The sequence below is a fragment of the Psychrobacter sp. FME5 genome, from assembly GCF_014861375.1.
GTDB lineage: Bacteria > Pseudomonadota > Gammaproteobacteria > Pseudomonadales > Moraxellaceae > Psychrobacter.
Genome location: NZ_RRYX01000005.1, coordinates 1 through 16,021 on the forward strand (window position 1 = coordinate 1; position 16,021 = coordinate 16,021).

The 16,021-nt window shown below is 41.9% G+C and carries 16 protein-coding genes; 5 read left to right on the plus strand and 11 right to left on the minus strand.

What is annotated here, in order from left to right:
• Positions 1-9: 9 nt before the first annotated feature.
• From EI161_RS01585 to hisF, 9 genes are all read right to left on the minus strand, one after another.
• On the minus strand, positions 10-1,326 hold the full coding sequence (locus EI161_RS01585) for a transposase family protein (protein WP_225735176.1): 1,317 nt from the start codon (positions 1,324-1,326) through the stop codon (positions 10-12).
• Positions 1,310-2,125, minus strand: coding sequence for a TnsA endonuclease N-terminal domain-containing protein (locus EI161_RS01590; protein ID WP_192523610.1), 816 nt, complete (start codon positions 2,123-2,125; stop codon positions 1,310-1,312). Before EI161_RS01590 ends, EI161_RS01585 begins: the two co-directional genes overlap by 17 nt.
• Positions 2,126-2,273: 148 nt before the next feature.
• Entirely contained in the window at positions 2,274-4,118 is a 1,845-nt protein-coding gene (gene glmS, locus EI161_RS01595; protein WP_192523609.1) for a glutamine--fructose-6-phosphate transaminase (isomerizing), read from the minus strand.
• 181 nt (positions 4,119-4,299) lie between these two features.
• Entirely contained in the window at positions 4,300-5,676 is a 1,377-nt protein-coding gene (glmU, locus tag EI161_RS01600; RefSeq protein ID WP_192523608.1) for a bifunctional UDP-N-acetylglucosamine diphosphorylase/glucosamine-1-phosphate N-acetyltransferase GlmU, read from the minus strand.
• Between the two features lie 160 nt (positions 5,677-5,836).
• On the minus strand, positions 5,837-6,415 hold the full coding sequence (locus EI161_RS01605) for a phosphatidylglycerophosphatase A (RefSeq protein ID WP_192523607.1): 579 nt from the start codon (positions 6,413-6,415) through the stop codon (positions 5,837-5,839).
• A gap of 3 nt (positions 6,416-6,418) precedes the next feature.
• Entirely contained in the window at positions 6,419-7,459 is a 1,041-nt protein-coding gene (gene thiL, locus EI161_RS01610) for a thiamine-phosphate kinase (protein WP_192523606.1), read from the minus strand.
• A gap of 2 nt (positions 7,460-7,461) precedes the next feature.
• Positions 7,462-8,379 (minus strand): transcription antitermination factor NusB, encoded by a 918-nt coding sequence (gene nusB, locus EI161_RS01615; protein WP_192523605.1) that lies wholly within the window; start codon positions 8,377-8,379, stop codon positions 7,462-7,464.
• A gap of 252 nt (positions 8,380-8,631) precedes the next feature.
• Complete coding sequence (ribE, locus tag EI161_RS01620) at positions 8,632-9,153, minus strand: 6,7-dimethyl-8-ribityllumazine synthase (RefSeq protein ID WP_225735177.1); 522 nt, start codon at positions 9,151-9,153, stop codon at positions 8,632-8,634.
• A gap of 205 nt (positions 9,154-9,358) precedes the next feature.
• The gene (hisF, locus tag EI161_RS01625) at positions 9,359-10,141 is read right to left on the minus strand and encodes an imidazole glycerol phosphate synthase subunit HisF (RefSeq protein WP_192523604.1); all 783 of its coding nucleotides are present in this window, start codon (positions 10,139-10,141) and stop codon (positions 9,359-9,361) included.
• A gap of 190 nt (positions 10,142-10,331) precedes the next feature.
• Between hisF and EI161_RS01630 the strand changes: the two genes are divergently transcribed.
• The 5 genes from EI161_RS01630 to EI161_RS01650 all read left to right on the plus strand — a co-directional run bounded on the left by EI161_RS01630 (position 10,332) and on the right by EI161_RS01650 (position 14,487).
• Positions 10,332-11,564 carry a homoserine kinase gene (locus tag EI161_RS01630; protein WP_192528830.1) on the plus strand — a complete coding sequence of 411 codons (1,233 nt, stop codon included), beginning with the start codon at positions 10,332-10,334 and terminating at the stop codon, positions 11,562-11,564.
• 46 nt (positions 11,565-11,610) lie between these two features.
• On the plus strand, positions 11,611-11,871 hold the full coding sequence (locus EI161_RS01635) for a hypothetical protein (RefSeq protein WP_192523602.1): 261 nt from the start codon (positions 11,611-11,613) through the stop codon (positions 11,869-11,871).
• Positions 11,872-12,783, plus strand: a complete 912-nt coding sequence (locus tag EI161_RS01640) for a class II glutamine amidotransferase (protein WP_192523601.1) — start codon at positions 11,872-11,874, stop codon at positions 12,781-12,783.
• Positions 12,784-12,856: 73 nt separating this feature from the next.
• Positions 12,857-14,023: an AAA family ATPase gene (locus EI161_RS01645; protein ID WP_192523600.1), complete on the plus strand. Its 1,167-nt coding sequence runs from the start codon at positions 12,857-12,859 to the stop codon at positions 14,021-14,023.
• Positions 14,020-14,487, plus strand: a complete 468-nt coding sequence (locus EI161_RS01650) for a type II toxin-antitoxin system VapC family toxin (RefSeq protein ID WP_192528831.1) — start codon at positions 14,020-14,022, stop codon at positions 14,485-14,487. The genes EI161_RS01645 and EI161_RS01650 overlap by 4 nt, the downstream gene beginning before the upstream one ends.
• Before the next feature lie 3 nt (positions 14,488-14,490).
• Here EI161_RS01650 and EI161_RS01655 read toward each other — a convergent pair whose 3' ends face one another.
• Together EI161_RS01655 and EI161_RS01660 are read right to left on the minus strand one after the other, a co-directional pair.
• A complete protein-coding gene (locus tag EI161_RS01655; RefSeq protein WP_192523598.1) occupies positions 14,491-14,997 on the minus strand; it encodes a YchJ family protein in 507 nt (168 codons plus the stop codon).
• Positions 14,998-15,212: 215 nt separating this feature from the next.
• A complete protein-coding gene (locus EI161_RS01660; RefSeq protein WP_192528832.1) occupies positions 15,213-15,929 on the minus strand; it encodes a metal-dependent hydrolase in 717 nt (238 codons plus the stop codon).
• Between the last annotated feature and the right edge of the window lie 92 nt (positions 15,930-16,021).

Sequence of the window (16,021 nt, forward strand, 5' to 3'; positions counted from 1 at the left end):
GCTGCGTAATTAAAATCTCCCAAGTTTGGTTCTACGGATTTGACGGCAGGGGTCACTTCCGCCTTTCTTTTTTTCTTTCACGCCTGTGACAACTCCTGGTGCAAACGTTTTAAACTTTGCTTGCATGGTTTTGAAGTAGCGTTCAACAACAGGTTTTAAATCTCCACGATAAGGTGGCGTATTTTCTATTCGAACAGAAAAACTCTTTTCTAAGGTTTCAATTTGATGGCCGAGTAGTTCTCCACGATCTGCGAGAATTGCGTCAGGTAGCCCTATACATGGCCAGTCATCTGCAGTGATATTAATTCCGTATTGCTCACAATACTCTTGTTTATCAGTAACTGCCATTTTTAAAGCTTGTATGCTAGTAGCATATGAGGGGTTTTCAAAGCCAATATAGAAACCCGTAATCATGCGACTGAATACGTCAGCAACAAAATAGATCACTGGACGACCTACGATACTCTGTCTGTCTGAATCAGATAGCAGATAAATATCTGCGATTGTGGCGTCTACCTCATAGCGTGAGCCAGGTCCAAGCACTTGAGTGTTGACAGTGGAGCTCAGCTGTCTAATATCTTTGTTATAACTTATTTTGTTATGTCTGGCTTTAAGTTTTTGAACAGAAGTGAATTCTCTATGATAAAAATACTTAAACTGCCAAATGCTAGGAAATTCTTCTTCTTTAGTATCAGGGTTTAAAGCACGATATATGGTTTTAAACTGTCTATAAGCATACAGGATTGTATATTGTTTATCATTTAGCAAATATCTATTGATAGTTATCGAGAATAACCTCTCGATTTCACTATTTATTATTGCACCAGAGCCTTCTTTATAAACTCTTGGTCTACCCAGTTTTGTATTTTTTGTAGTACGTTTTTTGCCCTTTGCACCCGAATTTTTATAGCTTGGTAGTAATGTATTAGGAGTTTGTCCTCTCTGCCAATAGCGTCGTAGTAAACGATATAAAGTTTGTTTGGTACTTTTATTTGATCGAATAATTTCATTTATGAGGTTTGCGCGCTCCGCTGGAAGGTAATATAAATCATGGCTGACTATAGGTTTTATAAGCTCATAATTGCTATCACGTTTTAACTGAGCGGTACTACCATCTTCAGGATTTTGTAAAATCAAATTTTGATAAGGGTCATCAACTAAATAGCAAACGTTTTCTTCTATAAGATTAGTTAACTCTTTAAAAGAGATTAACTCAGGTAACGCAGACCCTTCATCGGTCTCAATCCATACGATCTGCTCAGACAAAAGACTTAATATTCTATATTTTTCCCCTTGATTGCTATATACATCATTGATTCGAAACATAACGAATCTCCTCAGTTATTAAACTCCAGTCGTTAACATTGGTGATATGAATATCACTACACTTCAATTGTTTGAAACTAATAAGAATATCAAAGGTAAAAAATCTAAGTGCTAATAGTTTCCTAACCTCGTTTAAAGAAGCTCCTAATTCACCAAAGTAAGCGCTATCAATATCTTGACATAAGTTTATAAGGGTCTTTGAAGGAGCTTTACTGAACTGAGCAACGTAAAAGGCTAACTTTTCTTCAATATTAAAAGTAATTTCACTATTTGACTCTGGGTATAGCCACTTAATGTTATTTTGGATATCCATAGGAATATCTTTCTCAGTAATTATTTGCCAAGGTATACCTTTGGATTGCCAGTAATGACGTTCAATTTCCAGCTTTTCTATAGTTCGAATATCATCTAAATCTTTTGAGTACTTAGCTTGTAATACGAATTGGCTATAGTTTTCATTGGAACTGACTACATAAAAGTCTGATGTCATTATGTGTATATCGCCTCTAACGCTCGGATGCTTAACTTGCTTTTCTTCTGCAATGATAAGGGTATCGTCGTAATTGAGAGGAAATTGCTCTCTAATATCAAGAACTGTGGGGCTCCATTCAAGAAACAAAAATGTAGCTAGTTCTAAGTCTGAGAGTAAATGATGAGTTCGTTTTGTTTTATGACCGAAAACTCTATGAGAGCGACCTGATGAAGATATGTCAGAGATTTTTATCCAAGGCTTATAGTCGGCGAGCTCACCTTGACCTCTACCTTCTTTAAGCCATTTTTCTTGTTTTTTTGAGAGCATAAAAAACCCCTGCTAATATTGATTTAACAATAGCAGGGGTAAACGTCATAATCAATAGTATGATACTTTATTACTCAGTATGATACTTTATTACTCAGTATGATACTTTATTACTCGCGCACATTACTCACTTTAAAATTAACAAATATTATTCGACTGTCACACTTTTTGCCAAGTTTCTAGGCTGGTCGACATCCGTCCCACGCATCACTGCCACATGGTACGACAATAACTGTACTGGAATGCTATAAACAATCGGCGCTAGCGTCTCGCAAACATCAGGTACATAGACCACATGCATTCTATCTTCAGCGACCATTTTACTAGCCTCACTAGCGAATACAAATAGCTCACCGTGACGGGCATGTACTTCTTGCATGTTGGCTTTGAGCTTATCAAACATACTGTCTTTTGGCGCTAGCACCACGATAGGCATGTCCTTATCAACCAAGGCCAGTGGACCGTGCTTTAACTCGCCTGCTGCATAACCTTCGGCGTGAATATAAGAGATTTCTTTTAGCTTTAACGCCCCTTCTAGCGCTATTGGGAACTGTAAACCACGACCTAAGAATAAGCAGCTCTTTTTATATTCAAAATGCTCGCTCATGGTTTTAATAGGCGCGTCGAGGTGTAAGCTGGCATGCAATTGACCCGGAAGCTGTTGTAACTGATCAATTAAGGTCGTTAAGTCTTCATCAGCCATGCGCTGCTGAGTAACGCCTACTTTTAATACCAATAACATTAAAGCTGCAAGCTGAGTGGTAAAAGCTTTGGTAGAGGCGACGCCAATCTCGGGTCCTGCAAGCGTTGGTAAAAATATGTCAGTCTCGCGTACCAAAGATGACGTTGGTACGTTACATAGCGCCAAGCTCACCAGTCCGACTGGCGTATTTTTTTGAATATCACGTAATGCAGATAAGGTGTCAGCGGTTTCACCAGACTGAGAAATACAGATGACCAATGAGTTATCGATCACAACCGGATTGCGATAGCGGAATTCACTGGCGACTTCGACTGAACAAGGTACGCGAATAAGACTCTCGAACCAATATTTTGCGATTAGACCCGAATGGTAGCTGGTACCACAAGCAATGATTTGTACGTGCTTAATGCCTTTTAATTGTGCTTCATGATGCTGTAAAAAACCATCACGCAGTTTAGATGGCTCATCTTTATCTAATGCCATTTCAATGGTACGGGCGACCGCGTCTGGCTGCTCATAAATTTCTTTGAGCATATAATGCTTAAACTCGCCTTTATCGGCATTGTGTTGGGTGGCATCAATTTCATGTATTTGACGCTTAACCTCGACCCCGTCAGCGTAAACCTGAACACTGTTACGAGTCAACTTGGCAATATCGCCTTCTTCTAGATACATAAAGCGATTGGTAACCGGTAGCAGTGCCAGTTGATCGGATGCGATAAAGTTCTCGCCAATCCCCACACCAATCACTAGCGGAGAGCCTAAACGTACCGCTATCAACTCTTCTGGGCAATCGACATGGATAACACCAAGCGCAAATGCGCCATGTAATAACGGAATAACCTTGCGAACAGATTCTAATAAATCGGGTGTATCTTTATAGATATCGTTAATGAGGTGAGCGACGACTTCGGTATCTGTTTGCGAAGTAAACTCGTAGCCTTTGGCCATTAGCTCTTCTTTTAGCTCGGCATAGTTCTCCACAATACCGTTATGAACCACAGCGATTTTGCCTGAAACATGCGGATGTGCGTTACGCTGTGCAGGTTCACCATGGGTCGCCCAGCGCGTATGAGCAATACCGATATGCCCATCGAAAAACTCTGGGTTCACTGCCACGGCATCGACCAACGCTTGTACTTTACCAACTTGACGCTCACGATGGAGCTCACCATCACGGATGACGGTCAAACCAGCAGAATCATAGCCTCTGTATTCTAAACGCTTAAGCCCTTCAAGTAAGATATTAGCGATATTACGCTCAGCAACTGCTCCAACTATTCCGCACATAGATATTCCTTAAATCTGATGTTTTAACTTTTAATGTTTCCACGTGGTACTGCTTCAGTGATTTAACACACGATGATGTTTCGTTCATCTATAAATATAAATAAGCAGCACCACAAATCATTGTCGTACTGCTTAAGTTTGCTCAAAGTCTTTGTTATTGACTTAAAGATCAGCGAGCCCGTTATTTTTTAGTCGGGCGCTGAAAGTTGTTTTTCTGGGTTTGACGTGCGCGACCAAAGGCCAATGCATGGGCATCAACGTCTTCTGTAATCACAGAGCCTGCGGCAACCGTAGCGGTATCACCAATTTTTACTGGTGCCACTAAGCTAGAATTTGAGCCGATAAATGCATTGTCTTCGATAATGGTCTGTGATTTATTGACACCATCATAATTACAGGTAATCGTACCCGCGCCAACATTGACATCTGTCCCGATGGTGGCATCACCAATGTAGCTCAAATGGTTGACCTTGCTGCCATGACCAACGGTTGATTTTTTAATTTCGACAAAATTACCGACTTTGCTGTTATTAGATAAAATAGTATCAGGACGCAGATGCGCGAAAGGTCCAATATCAACGCCATCACCGATTTCAGCGCGATCAATGACACAATAAGGTTTGATATAGCAAGCGTTGCCGATATTCGCGTTTTTAATAACACAGCCCGCTTCGATATAAACGTTATCACCCAATACGCAATCGCCCTCGAACACCACACCGACATCAACGAAGACGTCTTGACCAGCGCGCAGCGTGCCACGGATATCAACACGAGTCGGATCAGCAAACTGTACGCCAGCTTCTTGTAAGTCAGCGACCAATTTTCCCTGCCATGTACGCTCTAAGCTGGCAAGTTGTTGGCGGTTATTGACGCCTTCAATTTCAAAGGTGTGCTCAGGCTCAATCGCAATAATATTAATATCTTCAGCGACGGCCATTTTGACGATATCAGTCAGATAATATTCTTGCTGGGCATTGTCGTTAGACAGTTTTGGTAAGTACTTATGCAGTAGGGCGTTGTCAACGCAATAAATACCACTGTTAATTTCTTGAATCAGTTGCTCATCGGCGCTGGCATCTTTTTGTTCGACGATGGCTTCGATATTACCTGCTTGGTCACGTTTGATACGCCCGAGACCAAAAGGATTATCTACTGTCAGTGTCAACATAGACATACCGTTAGTATTAGCGGATTTCAACGCTGCTAAAGTCTGGCAACTGACCAGTGGTACATCGCCATACAAAATCAGGCTTTGTCCTTCTTTTGGTAAATCTGCCAAAGTCACTTGTACTGCGTGTCCAGTGCCTAATTGCTCAGTTTGAGCGATCCAAGTAATTGATGATTGTGCATACTGGTTGGTGATTTCTGATTTTACCTGCTCACCACCAAAACCATGAACGATGATGGTTTCATCAACGGTTAATTGATGGCAAGTGTCAAGGACGTGACTTAATAGCGACTTGCCAGCCAGTGTCTGCAGCACCTTTGGTTTAGCCGATTGCATGCGCGTACCTTTGCCAGCCGCGAGAATAATTACCGAAAGAGGAGATGTCATAATAGCCTACAAATGTAACAAAAAATATAATTTTGAATTATAACGCAAATGAGCATTTAACCAAAATGGTATGTCGTGACATCTTTGTAATTTTAGCCTAGAAAATAACGTTATAAATAACTGTCAGTACCATGATCAAATATTTAACATCACCTAATCATCAAAAAACAACAATATAAATAACTATCCAAACAACGGCTGCCATTACTCCAGCAATAATATCGTCTAACATAATACCTAGACCGCCAGCGACTTTTTTGTCAGCCCAGCCAATTGGCGGTGGCTTAATAATGTCAAAAAACCGAAACAATATAAACGCGATAATGTGCGCACTCATAAAAGACGGTTGCGTTATCGTTTGCCAAAAATTGTCGTTAGCGACACCCATATAGGATAATGGCAGTAGGGTAAGCCACATACCAGCCCACTCATCCCAAACAATATGCGGATTATCATGCCCGCCCATTAGCTCAGAAGTGCGTCCACATATCCAAACCCCAAAGATGCAGGATAACAGGGTGATGATCAAAAACGGCACAAAGCCCAAGCTTAACAATGGTACGGCAACGATTAAGCCGCCAACTGTGCCCCAAGTACCAGGAGCACGGCGGGGTAGGCCACTGCCTAAACCGAGACCGAGCCAATAAACCACACGGTCAAGCGTAGTAGCATTTGCTGGTAGGGGTGGGCAGTCGTTGGCTTTACGGATATCGGGCTTAGAGAGGTCGTGATCGCTCATGAATTAACCTGCAAAATGTTGGTAACCCGTAAGATTGGGCCAAGTAGAAAACGGTGCGGGATGGGTCGGGGTGACAGGCTGTCCTTGATAATAAAGCTCAGGACGTATATTTGCATTGCTATCTTTAGTTACAGTATTTGTTGATGCAGTCACCTCACCAATACAGGTTACTGGGGTATTGCTTGTAGGAGGTTCGATATTAGCAGGCAAGGTAAAAGCCAATTCATAATCATCACCACCTGCTAGCTGACATAACAAGCGTTCGGTTAAATCAACGCTTGCCAAAGGCCTGCTGGTAGGCAGCTGCTCCAGATTGATACGCATACCGACGCGGCTTTGCTGACAGATATGCCCAAGATCTTGATAGAGACCATCGGAGATGTCTATCATTGAGCTTACACCGATTTTTGCCAATGCTGCACCTAATGTAATACGCGGGGTTGGCATGTGCAATCGATGGGCTAACTCTGCGCCTTGTTCATTATCAGGATGCTGTAGCGCATAAGCAGCATCACCAAGTGACCCTGATACGTATATTTTATCACCGACTTGTGCACCTGAGCGATAGACGGCTGGCGTGTCTGCATCAAGCAACCCTTGAGCGCTGACACTTAATACTAAACTGTCATTACGCGTCGTATCCCCACCAATAAGAGTCACGCCAAATAATTTACAAGCATGAAATAAACCTTTAGCGAATTCGCCTAACCATTGCTCATTTACCAAGCGTTTAGGTAATGCTAGTGCCAGTAAAATACTATGCGGAGTTGCGCCCATGGCGGCAATATCTGAGACATTAACCGCCACGGCTTTATAACCAATGGCAAAAGCCAGTTTATTAACTTGTTCCCAATCGGCACTAAAGTGTCGACCTTGAACCAGGGTATCGATACAGCTAACCAAGCGCGACCCTGCAGGCAAGGCCATGACTGCTGCATCATCACCAATCCCTTTTTCGACACTGCCTTTATCGACACTGCTGGACAATGACTGTGCCGCTTGCATTTGGGAAAATATACGCTCAATCAGCTCAAATTCATTCATAATTAGTCTTGGCTGTTTGCATCGTTAGAATCTGTTTCAGCAGTGTTCTTAGCGTCGATTTGAGCCTCAAACTGAGCCTCAGTTTGAGCATTGTTCTTAGCGTTGCTCAGCTTGCTTGCTTTATAATCACTAATATTTGCGCTGGCTTTACTGGCGCTATTGCGTTTGACGCTGGCATTATTGGCACTAATACGTGTCTTGTTTGAAGCGGTAGGCTGTTCTTCTGCGCTATCTTTAGTGGTTTCTGTGTTGGTGGCAGTATCCGTGTTTACTACAGGTTTAGCGGCCACTTTTTGTGAGGTGCGTAAATTGGCTTTGGTGTCTGCTTCTACTTCAGTAGCACGCAGCTCAACGGCCATTCTATCAAGGACGGCATTAATCAATTTATGCGCATCAGTGGCACCAAAATGATTGTTCAATTTCATCGCTTCATCAAGCACGACTTTATACGGAATCTCTAAGCGATTTTGTAGCTCATAAGCGCCAATCAATAGAATGGCGTGTTCAACAGTATCAAGCTTGTCGATTTCACGATCGAGATGCTGGCTAATAAGCGTATCTAGCGCCTCAATCTGTTCTGGAATATCGCGCATCATTTCGTGATAATAACCGATATGGACGGTATGCATGGCATTGGTGGCGCGCGTACGGGCAGCGATATCGTGCGGGGCATTGTCTTTCCAGCCAAGCTTGCCATTGGCGTCGAAGCGGCGGTCAGTCACCAGCCATTCGTATAGCCCTTGCATAGCAAAGCGTCGCGCCTTACGCACAGCGGTGTGACTGGTCTTGTAAGAAGACTCACTCATATCGAAGGTTTGATCACCCGCACTGCTGCTCGCGATGCGCGTGGCTTCAGCTTGTTTATCATTGGTTTGGGCAGTTTTCGCCGCGCTAATAGCGCGCTTGAGTTGATCAGTCATAAGGGGGCTATACCTAATTCTAAAGTAATAAGTTTTAAGATAATAAGTTTTAAAATAAAATGTTAAATAGTGGTCGGTTGGCAAATGTTGCCAATCAGTTTTAAGTACTTATAATACGTTTATTGGAGCCATAGTCATAACCATCGCCCCAACTTAAATAAGAAATAATAATATCAATATGCTAAATTAATAGGCTAAGTTAACAGGCGAATCAATACGATTGGCCATTAATGACTATTAATTAATAAAAAATTAAGCGTCGTCGCTATCGTCTTCAATATCTAACTGTGATAAAACGGCAAGCATCTCTAATACAACCATCGCCGCTTCTGAGCCTTTGTTACCAGCTTTAGTACCTGCACGTTCGATTGCTTGCTCGATGCTGTCGGTAGTCAATACGCCGTTTGCGACAGGGATATTATAGTCAGTTGCAACACTGCTTAAGCCTTTTGCAGATTCGCTAGCGACAAAGTCAAAATGTGGTGTGCTACCACGAATAATCGCACCTAGCGCAACGATAGCATCAAAGCGATCCGATTCAGCAGCGCGCTGGGCAACTAATGGCAACTCAAACGCACCCGGTACACGAATCACGGTGATATTGCTGCCTAAAACGCCATGACGCAGTAACGCATCAATCGCGCCGTCAACCAATGATTCAACGACAAAACCGTTAAAGCGAGCGACGACGATACCAATACGCACGTTTTCGTTTTGATGTAAGTTACCATCGATATGGGTCACGGCACTGCGCTGCTGTTGTAAATTTGACATAAAAAATCCTTTGCCGAATGGGCTATTAATAGAAGTATAAGAATCTAAGTATTAGGAATATAAATATATTGCTAGGTTCAAACCACTCATTTAACGGACTAATAATCAGATAAATAAGCAGTTAAATGAACGAAAACCAAATGATAATAAGCAGTTAGCACTATGATAACATTTTTTGCAGCTGCATTTGCATTTTACAAAGGGGTTATAAGCGCATTTGTATACCTTGTGCTGCCATATATTCTTTGGCCTCTTGAACAGTATATTCGCCAAAGTGAAAAATACTGGCGGCAAGTACTGCATCGACGCCGCCTTCTAATACGCCTTCGGCTAAATGCTGTAGGTTACCAACACCGCCTGAAGCAATGACAGGCACATTTACTTGGCTGGTAATTTGCTTCATCAACGCCAAGTCATAGCCTTTTTTGGTGCCATCGCCATCCATCGAGGTGACCAATAACTCGCCAGCGCCAAGTTCGGCCATTTTGCTTGCCCAAGCAACGGCATCGATACCAGTAGGCTTACGACCACCGTGGGTAAAAATCTCCCAACGTGGCATAATAATGCCATCAACAGTGACATCATCGACGCGTTTGGCATCGATAGCCACAACGATACATTGATTGCCAAATTTCTGCGCCGCTTCACCGACGAATTCAGGGGTAAATACCGCTGCCGAATTGATCGCGACTTTATCGGCACCAGCATTGAGCAAGTTACGGATATCAGCGATTTTACGCACACCACCGCCGACGGTTAATGGCACAAATACCGTCTCTGCCATACGTTCAACGGTATGATAAGTGGTATCGCGCTCATCATTGGTGGCAGTAATGTCTAAAAAGGTAATCTCATCGGCGCCTTGCTCGTTGTAGCGCTTGGCGACTTCGACTGGGTCACCAGCGTCTTTAATATCGACAAATTGCACGCCTTTGACCACGCGTCCGTTATCAACGTCCAAACAAGGGATGATACGCTTTGCTAACATAGGGCCTTTCACCTTATAATCAATTCATTCTTTAAGCGCTAGTCTAGCAAAATCACCACCATATCAGGCAGGTTTTCGCAAGATTATTATGCTTTTAGCCAAAGTTTGCTCTTGCGCGGTACAATTACTGTCATTAGCGCCTAAATTTCTGCTATTTAACTTCTTATTCAATTGCCATAAGTGAGATGTCATGTCCGTCTATACCCAGTTAACCGATGACCAATTTGCCACCTTTTGCCAACGTTTTGGCGTATCGTTTGCGCGAGCCATACCGATTACCCAAGGTATCAAAAACTCAAACTGGTTTATTCAGACGACTGACGATGTAGATGGCGCGCACTCTTATGTATTTACTTTATTTGAAGAGCGTCCACCGGAAGATATTGAAAAAATGGCGGTTATCTTAAACCAGTTGGATGGTAAGTTACCGGTTGCCGCGCCGTTGGCACTGATTGATTTAGCCGCTGATGCTGATAAACGCTACGTTATTCATTATGATAATAAAGCGATTACCGTGGTGCCCTGTTTGGCTGGCGCGCATCCACAGCAAACCACACAAGCGATGTGTCATGAGATAGGCGCGTCGCTGGCAGTATTGCATGAAACGTTAAAACAGCTACAGCCAGCTGAGCAATACGGTGTGCCTCTATATCCATGGAGCGATGTGCGCGACCGTGAAATTCAGTTTATGCCAGGTGATGAAGCCAAGCTGATGAGTGATATCTGGCAATCTTATACCGATTTGCCACTGGCGACTTTACCAAAAGGCTTATGTCATTTAGATATGTTTGCCGATAACACCTTGTGGAATCTGCAAAAAGGCGAAGAGCGTTTGACCGGATTGTTAGACTTTACCGAAGTCAGCGTCGAGCATTATGTGATGGATATTGCTATTACCATTAATGATTTCTGTACCACGTGGGGCGATGCGGAACAAGGCGAGTCGGTTAATTTTGATCGCAGTAAAATGGCGGCTTTCTTGCAAGGTTATGAATCGAAACGCGCGCTTGGTGAAGATGAAAAACGCGCTTTACCGGTAATGCTAGCAAAAGCGGCGGTGATTTTTTGGCTGCTACGTCTTAACGTTATCCATTACAACCGTACCGAAGGGCGTACTGGCGATAATATCATGGTCAAAAATCCTAACTTAATGAAACGTCTTGCCTCTTATCATTGGTCACATGTTGAAAAAGTGCAAAATACGGTATTTATGCTTGAGCATGCACGCTATAAGGGCGATGATAAAAACGGCGATGTCGAAGATTTTAAATTAATCGGTGTGTTTGCGACAGAACAGCAGGCGCAAGCCGCTATTGAGCAATTAAAATCTCAACCTGGCTTTAAAGACTATCCAAACGGCTTTCATATCGATGCTTATCCATTAAACCAAATTAACTGGTCATCAGGATTCGGTTGCAACTAGAATATAGCAGCGAGTCATATTTATACATATTTAAAAGGAATTTATCATGACCGATCAAGTTGATAACTGGCACAAACTGGCACGCTACGACACCAATATACAAGGCGAGCTGCATGCCAATTTACTGCGCAATAACGACATAAGCGTTTCGCTGCAACCGCTAAGTGCGATGCCGGGTATGAATTCTGGGATTGTGCTGTGGGTTCAAGATACCGATTTGGCACACGCTCAGAAAATTTTGGATAGTATCGATAAGGACGCGGCAAGTTTGCCTGAACCAAACGACAATAACGGTGGTACTTTATAAATGTGTCAACTCTTAGGAATGAACTGTAATACCCCAACCGATATTGGTTTTAGCTTTGCAGGGTTTCGTCGTCGCGGCGGTATGACCGACAGCCATGAAGATGGTTTTGGTATAGCCTTTTTTGAGCGTAGCGAATGCGCCAATGTGGATAACGATAAGAGCAATGCCTCTACTGGTTTGCGTCTGTTCCATGATAATAAACCAAGCCATTTATCGCCAGTGGCTGATTTGGTCAATAATTATCCGATTAAAGCCATGAACGTCATTGCTCATATTCGTAAAGCGACCCAAGGGCAAAATTGCTTGGCAAACACCCATCCGTTCACTCGTGAAGTCTGGGGCGAGCAGTGGGTATTTGCCCATAACGGACAGATGAACAGCGAATTTATCAAACGCTGTCAGCGTCTGCAAGATAATGGTAATGCTTCACACTGTCAGCCAGTTGGTTCAACCGATTCTGAAATGGCGTTTTGCTATCTGGTTAATCGCCTAAAAAGTAGCTTTAAAACTCGTCCTGATGACCAAACGCTGTTTAATTTTTTGACCACCCAATGTCGTTATTTATCCGCCAACGGCTTGTTTAACTGCCTGATATCGAATGGTAGCTGGCAATTGGCTTATGCGGGCAGCTTATTGTTTTATCTGACGCGCCAAGCGCCGTTTGGTGAGGCGAAGTTGGCTGATGATGATTTGGCGATTAACTTTGGTGACGTCACCACAGATACCGATAAAGTGACCATTTTAGTGACCGTACCATTGACTGAGAATGAAAAATGGCAGCAATTAGCGGTCAATGAATGCTTAATATTTCAAGATGGAGATGTCATTTATAAAGACAGCCCAAGCCAGCGTAAGTTTTTAACGATTGAGGAAGGGATTGCGGTGGCAAGGTCAGTTGGGGCGAGTGTTTAGGATGGTTGGCTTGTATTTTTAAATTGGTTGTTCCACTATGAAATTAATAGTTTAATAAAAATTAGGTGAAGCCATGTTAGGCAATGACATTCAAATAAAACAGCTAATAGGTGTCGGTGATGTACATCTTAGTTTTCTACCTGACCAAAGAGTGTATTGTCTGATTGGTGAAAATGGTATTGGTAAAACCAAGTGTTTAGAAGCTTTGTTTATTTCATACCTAGTACACAATAATGACTTCTTATCTGGTGATTACGCTGTTTTTCCTGAAAGACATTTCCCGTTTACAAGCTACATATCTAATTTATCTAGCCAAGCTCTTAAACCACCTACTGGTAACTACTACGACTTTGAAAAAGTTTTTTTTGGGACAAATTATCATAATCTCCCTATAAATTTTGTAGGAGCACAAAGTAGAGGTTATATAAGAGATGGTTCTGAGTATAATAGTTCGATTTCTCGCGATAATTTTGATGGTATTGGCGTAAAAGAAGAAAGGAAGTCTAGCTACTTAGATAGGTTAATAACAGGAGTCGAAAGTACGGGTCTAAAAGATTTAAATATGGATACAGATATTGAAAAATGGATTATTCAACGTGCTCGATCTGCGAATCCATATCAGTCTGTAGAAGACAATAGAGAAATAGAGATTAAAACTTTATTTGACTTACTTAGTAAAATTGACAAACGCATTGATGCAAGCTTTCTTGAAATCTCAGGCAACAATCGCGTATTCATTAAAGTTGCAGATAAAAAAACTGAATTATCCGAGCTTTCTAGTGGCTTTGCCTCAATACTAAAAATCATGCAGTCCATTATCGCAGGTTACAGTTATTTCACTAATGAAACCAATATCGCTCATGTCAAAGGGGTGGTCTTCATTGATGAAATAGAAAGCCATCTTCATACCAAATGGCAAGCGACTATTATTCCTACCTTGAAACGTCTATTCCCTAATACTACCTTTTATATCACTACTCACTCCGCAATTGTTTTGAGCCAATTACAACATGGCGAAGCTTATGAGTTATACCGTGATAAAGCAGATGGCGTAGTAAAAACGGAACTGATAAATCATCCTAATAATGCCGCATTTATAGACTTGTTAAAAGATGCTTTTGATATTGATATTAATCAGCTTAAGTTAGCGCGAGATAATGCGCCACAGCAAGCAGAAGCAAAGCAGATGCTTATCAGTTTATTAGATGAAAAAATTAAACAACTAGAGGCAGGGCAATGATGAGTGAAAGAGAACTATTGCTTGATGCCAATTATTTAATTTATTTACTAGAGGATAAGGTTGACGAAAATGACGCTAATCTTTTGCAAAAATTAAAGACCTTACGTGCTGAAATAGCTTCAAATAACGTCGAAGTAGTCATCACACCACTCATCCGTTATGAGTTTCTAAGATACTTTTTATGGAAGAAAGGAGATGACGAGGTTAAAAGATATGTTAAAGTGATGAACATGCTCACCACTTTAGATATCAGTCAAGATGTCGCAGATTTAGCTGCTGACTTATACCGACTAGATAAATTTATTGCCAACGAAAATAATGTCAATAAAAATATTGATAAACGTCAGTTTGATATATTTCATTTTGCTACGGCTAAGGTTAATGATATAGAATTGCTATCTAATGACAAGCACTTGCCGCAGCTTGAGAAGCTATATACTCTTTACGAAGGAAAACTAATTTAGTTTCTAACTCAAGTACACCCCACAACAGCGCTTAAACTTCTCACCCGAGCCGCAAATACACGGCTGTTTCTGTGTGACAGACATTGAAACAGTCGGATCTAAAAAGTACCAACGCTCATTTACCTTCACGAAGCTAGATAACTCTTGATGAGCCTGCGTTCCGTCGGGCGTATTAAAATAAGCCTTAAAATCAACTTGCGCATGGCGTTTACCCAGCTTTGGCGTATGCGCGACAATTTCTAATCCTGCCCAATCTGTCTCTCTTGCCCAACTCTCAATTGCCTTTATATCAAGAAAATTTTGCTGAGCTGGCACAGTAGTCGCTACAATATAATCTGGTTTTACCAAGACAAATGCACTATAGCGCGTGCGCATTAAACGCTCCGCAGTGTCTGCTTTATTAATGCCATCATGATAAGGCTGGCAGCAATCTTTATAAGCTAACAGCGTGCTTAAATTGTCTGATGTTGGATTGATTTGGCAGGGGCATGTTTGCATGGAGGTTGACATTATTTACTCGAGTGATTATTTGTTTTTTAGGGCGTGTCCTCATTTTAAAAATGGTGATAAAAATAAGTTAAATTGCAGTTAAACAAGGAAAATAGTGCAGATAATATCGGGATATTAGCCAACTATTTGACGATGTTTAGCAAAATTTAGCCATTTTCAGCCCATTTAGGTATTATCGTTTAGATTGAGGACACGCCCTAGTAGTTTTACAGATTTTAATTCAGCCAGTTTTTTATCAATTCTGGCCATAGGCCAATTTTAAGCTTTGCCCAAGGTGCTGGATCACGTAGCTGCGACCAAAAAGACTCAAAGGGCGGGGCAAAATATATCAATAAAATAAGAATGGTATATAGGAGCAGATACCACCATTTGTCTTTATGCTGATAAAACTTCATCGCTGTACCAGACGAGCGTTTCATGGTCATATTGGATAAATTAACGCTATATAGCTCGTCCAATGCCAAGTGTACCACCGCGCCGCCAAATAAAAACAGGCCATAAAGCCAGCTAATCGTTAACGGTAAACGCAAACCGTAATAGCTTATATAAGTCAAACCCAAACCTAATATCGCCATATAAGGCACAGAATGAATCACGCCGCGATGCACAGTCATTTTGGTAAACATGGAGAACGCCACATAGCGCATAAAGCCATAACCTGCCAGCCATAACACTATTAGCGCCAATAAACTTAGCTCGCTGCGCCAATGCATCACCAGACCAAAGGCAAAAACAAACGAGATGACATTAAAACCAAGCTTAATCGGCGTCGAATTATCAGAATCCAAATCAGGTAGCAGCCCACCAATAGTGCCGAGCGCCACACACATCAAAAACCCTGAATCATCAATCAATCCTGCTTTGTAAACTGTCAAACTCAGCGTACCACTCGCCATAAAAGCGACATTCAAGTGGGTGTTAAAATTGGCCATAAAAACTCATCAATAAATAGCGTGCGAAACGTTCATTTCGAGCCGCTTGTCTAGCAGTAAAAAAGCGCACCATGATACCATAGAGCGGCCAT

What these genes read in the sequence shown, in the direction of transcription:
- EI161_RS01585 (WP_225735176.1), bottom strand. Translation starts at nt 1,326, where the DNA reads ATGTTTCGAATCAATGATGTATATAGCAATCAAGGGGAAAAATATAGA.
- EI161_RS01590 (WP_192523610.1), bottom strand. Translation starts at nt 2,125, where the DNA reads ATGCTCTCAAAAAAACAAGAAAAATGGCTTAAAGAAGGTAGAGGTCAA.
- glmS (WP_192523609.1), bottom strand. Translation starts at nt 4,118, where the DNA reads ATGTGCGGAATAGTTGGAGCAGTTGCTGAGCGTAATATCGCTAATATC.
- glmU (WP_192523608.1), bottom strand. Translation starts at nt 5,676, where the DNA reads ATGACATCTCCTCTTTCGGTAATTATTCTCGCGGCTGGCAAAGGTACG.
- EI161_RS01605 (WP_192523607.1), bottom strand. Translation starts at nt 6,415, where the DNA reads ATGAGCGATCACGACCTCTCTAAGCCCGATATCCGTAAAGCCAACGAC.
- thiL (WP_192523606.1), bottom strand. Translation starts at nt 7,459, where the DNA reads ATGAATGAATTTGAGCTGATTGAGCGTATATTTTCCCAAATGCAAGCG.
- nusB (WP_192523605.1), bottom strand. Translation starts at nt 8,379, where the DNA reads ATGACTGATCAACTCAAGCGCGCTATTAGCGCGGCGAAAACTGCCCAA.
- ribE (WP_225735177.1), bottom strand. Translation starts at nt 9,153, where the DNA reads ATGTCAAATTTACAACAGCAGCGCAGTGCCGTGACCCATATCGATGGT.
- hisF (WP_192523604.1), bottom strand. Translation starts at nt 10,141, where the DNA reads ATGTTAGCAAAGCGTATCATCCCTTGTTTGGACGTTGATAACGGACGC.
- EI161_RS01630 (WP_192528830.1), top strand. Translation starts at nt 10,332, where the DNA reads ATGTCCGTCTATACCCAGTTAACCGATGACCAATTTGCCACCTTTTGC.
- EI161_RS01635 (WP_192523602.1), top strand. Translation starts at nt 11,611, where the DNA reads ATGACCGATCAAGTTGATAACTGGCACAAACTGGCACGCTACGACACC.
- EI161_RS01640 (WP_192523601.1), top strand. Translation starts at nt 11,872, where the DNA reads ATGTGTCAACTCTTAGGAATGAACTGTAATACCCCAACCGATATTGGT.
- EI161_RS01645 (WP_192523600.1), top strand. Translation starts at nt 12,857, where the DNA reads ATGTTAGGCAATGACATTCAAATAAAACAGCTAATAGGTGTCGGTGAT.
- EI161_RS01650 (WP_192528831.1), top strand. Translation starts at nt 14,020, where the DNA reads ATGATGAGTGAAAGAGAACTATTGCTTGATGCCAATTATTTAATTTAT.
- EI161_RS01655 (WP_192523598.1), bottom strand. Translation starts at nt 14,997, where the DNA reads ATGTCAACCTCCATGCAAACATGCCCCTGCCAAATCAATCCAACATCA.
- EI161_RS01660 (WP_192528832.1), bottom strand. Translation starts at nt 15,929, where the DNA reads ATGGCCAATTTTAACACCCACTTGAATGTCGCTTTTATGGCGAGTGGT.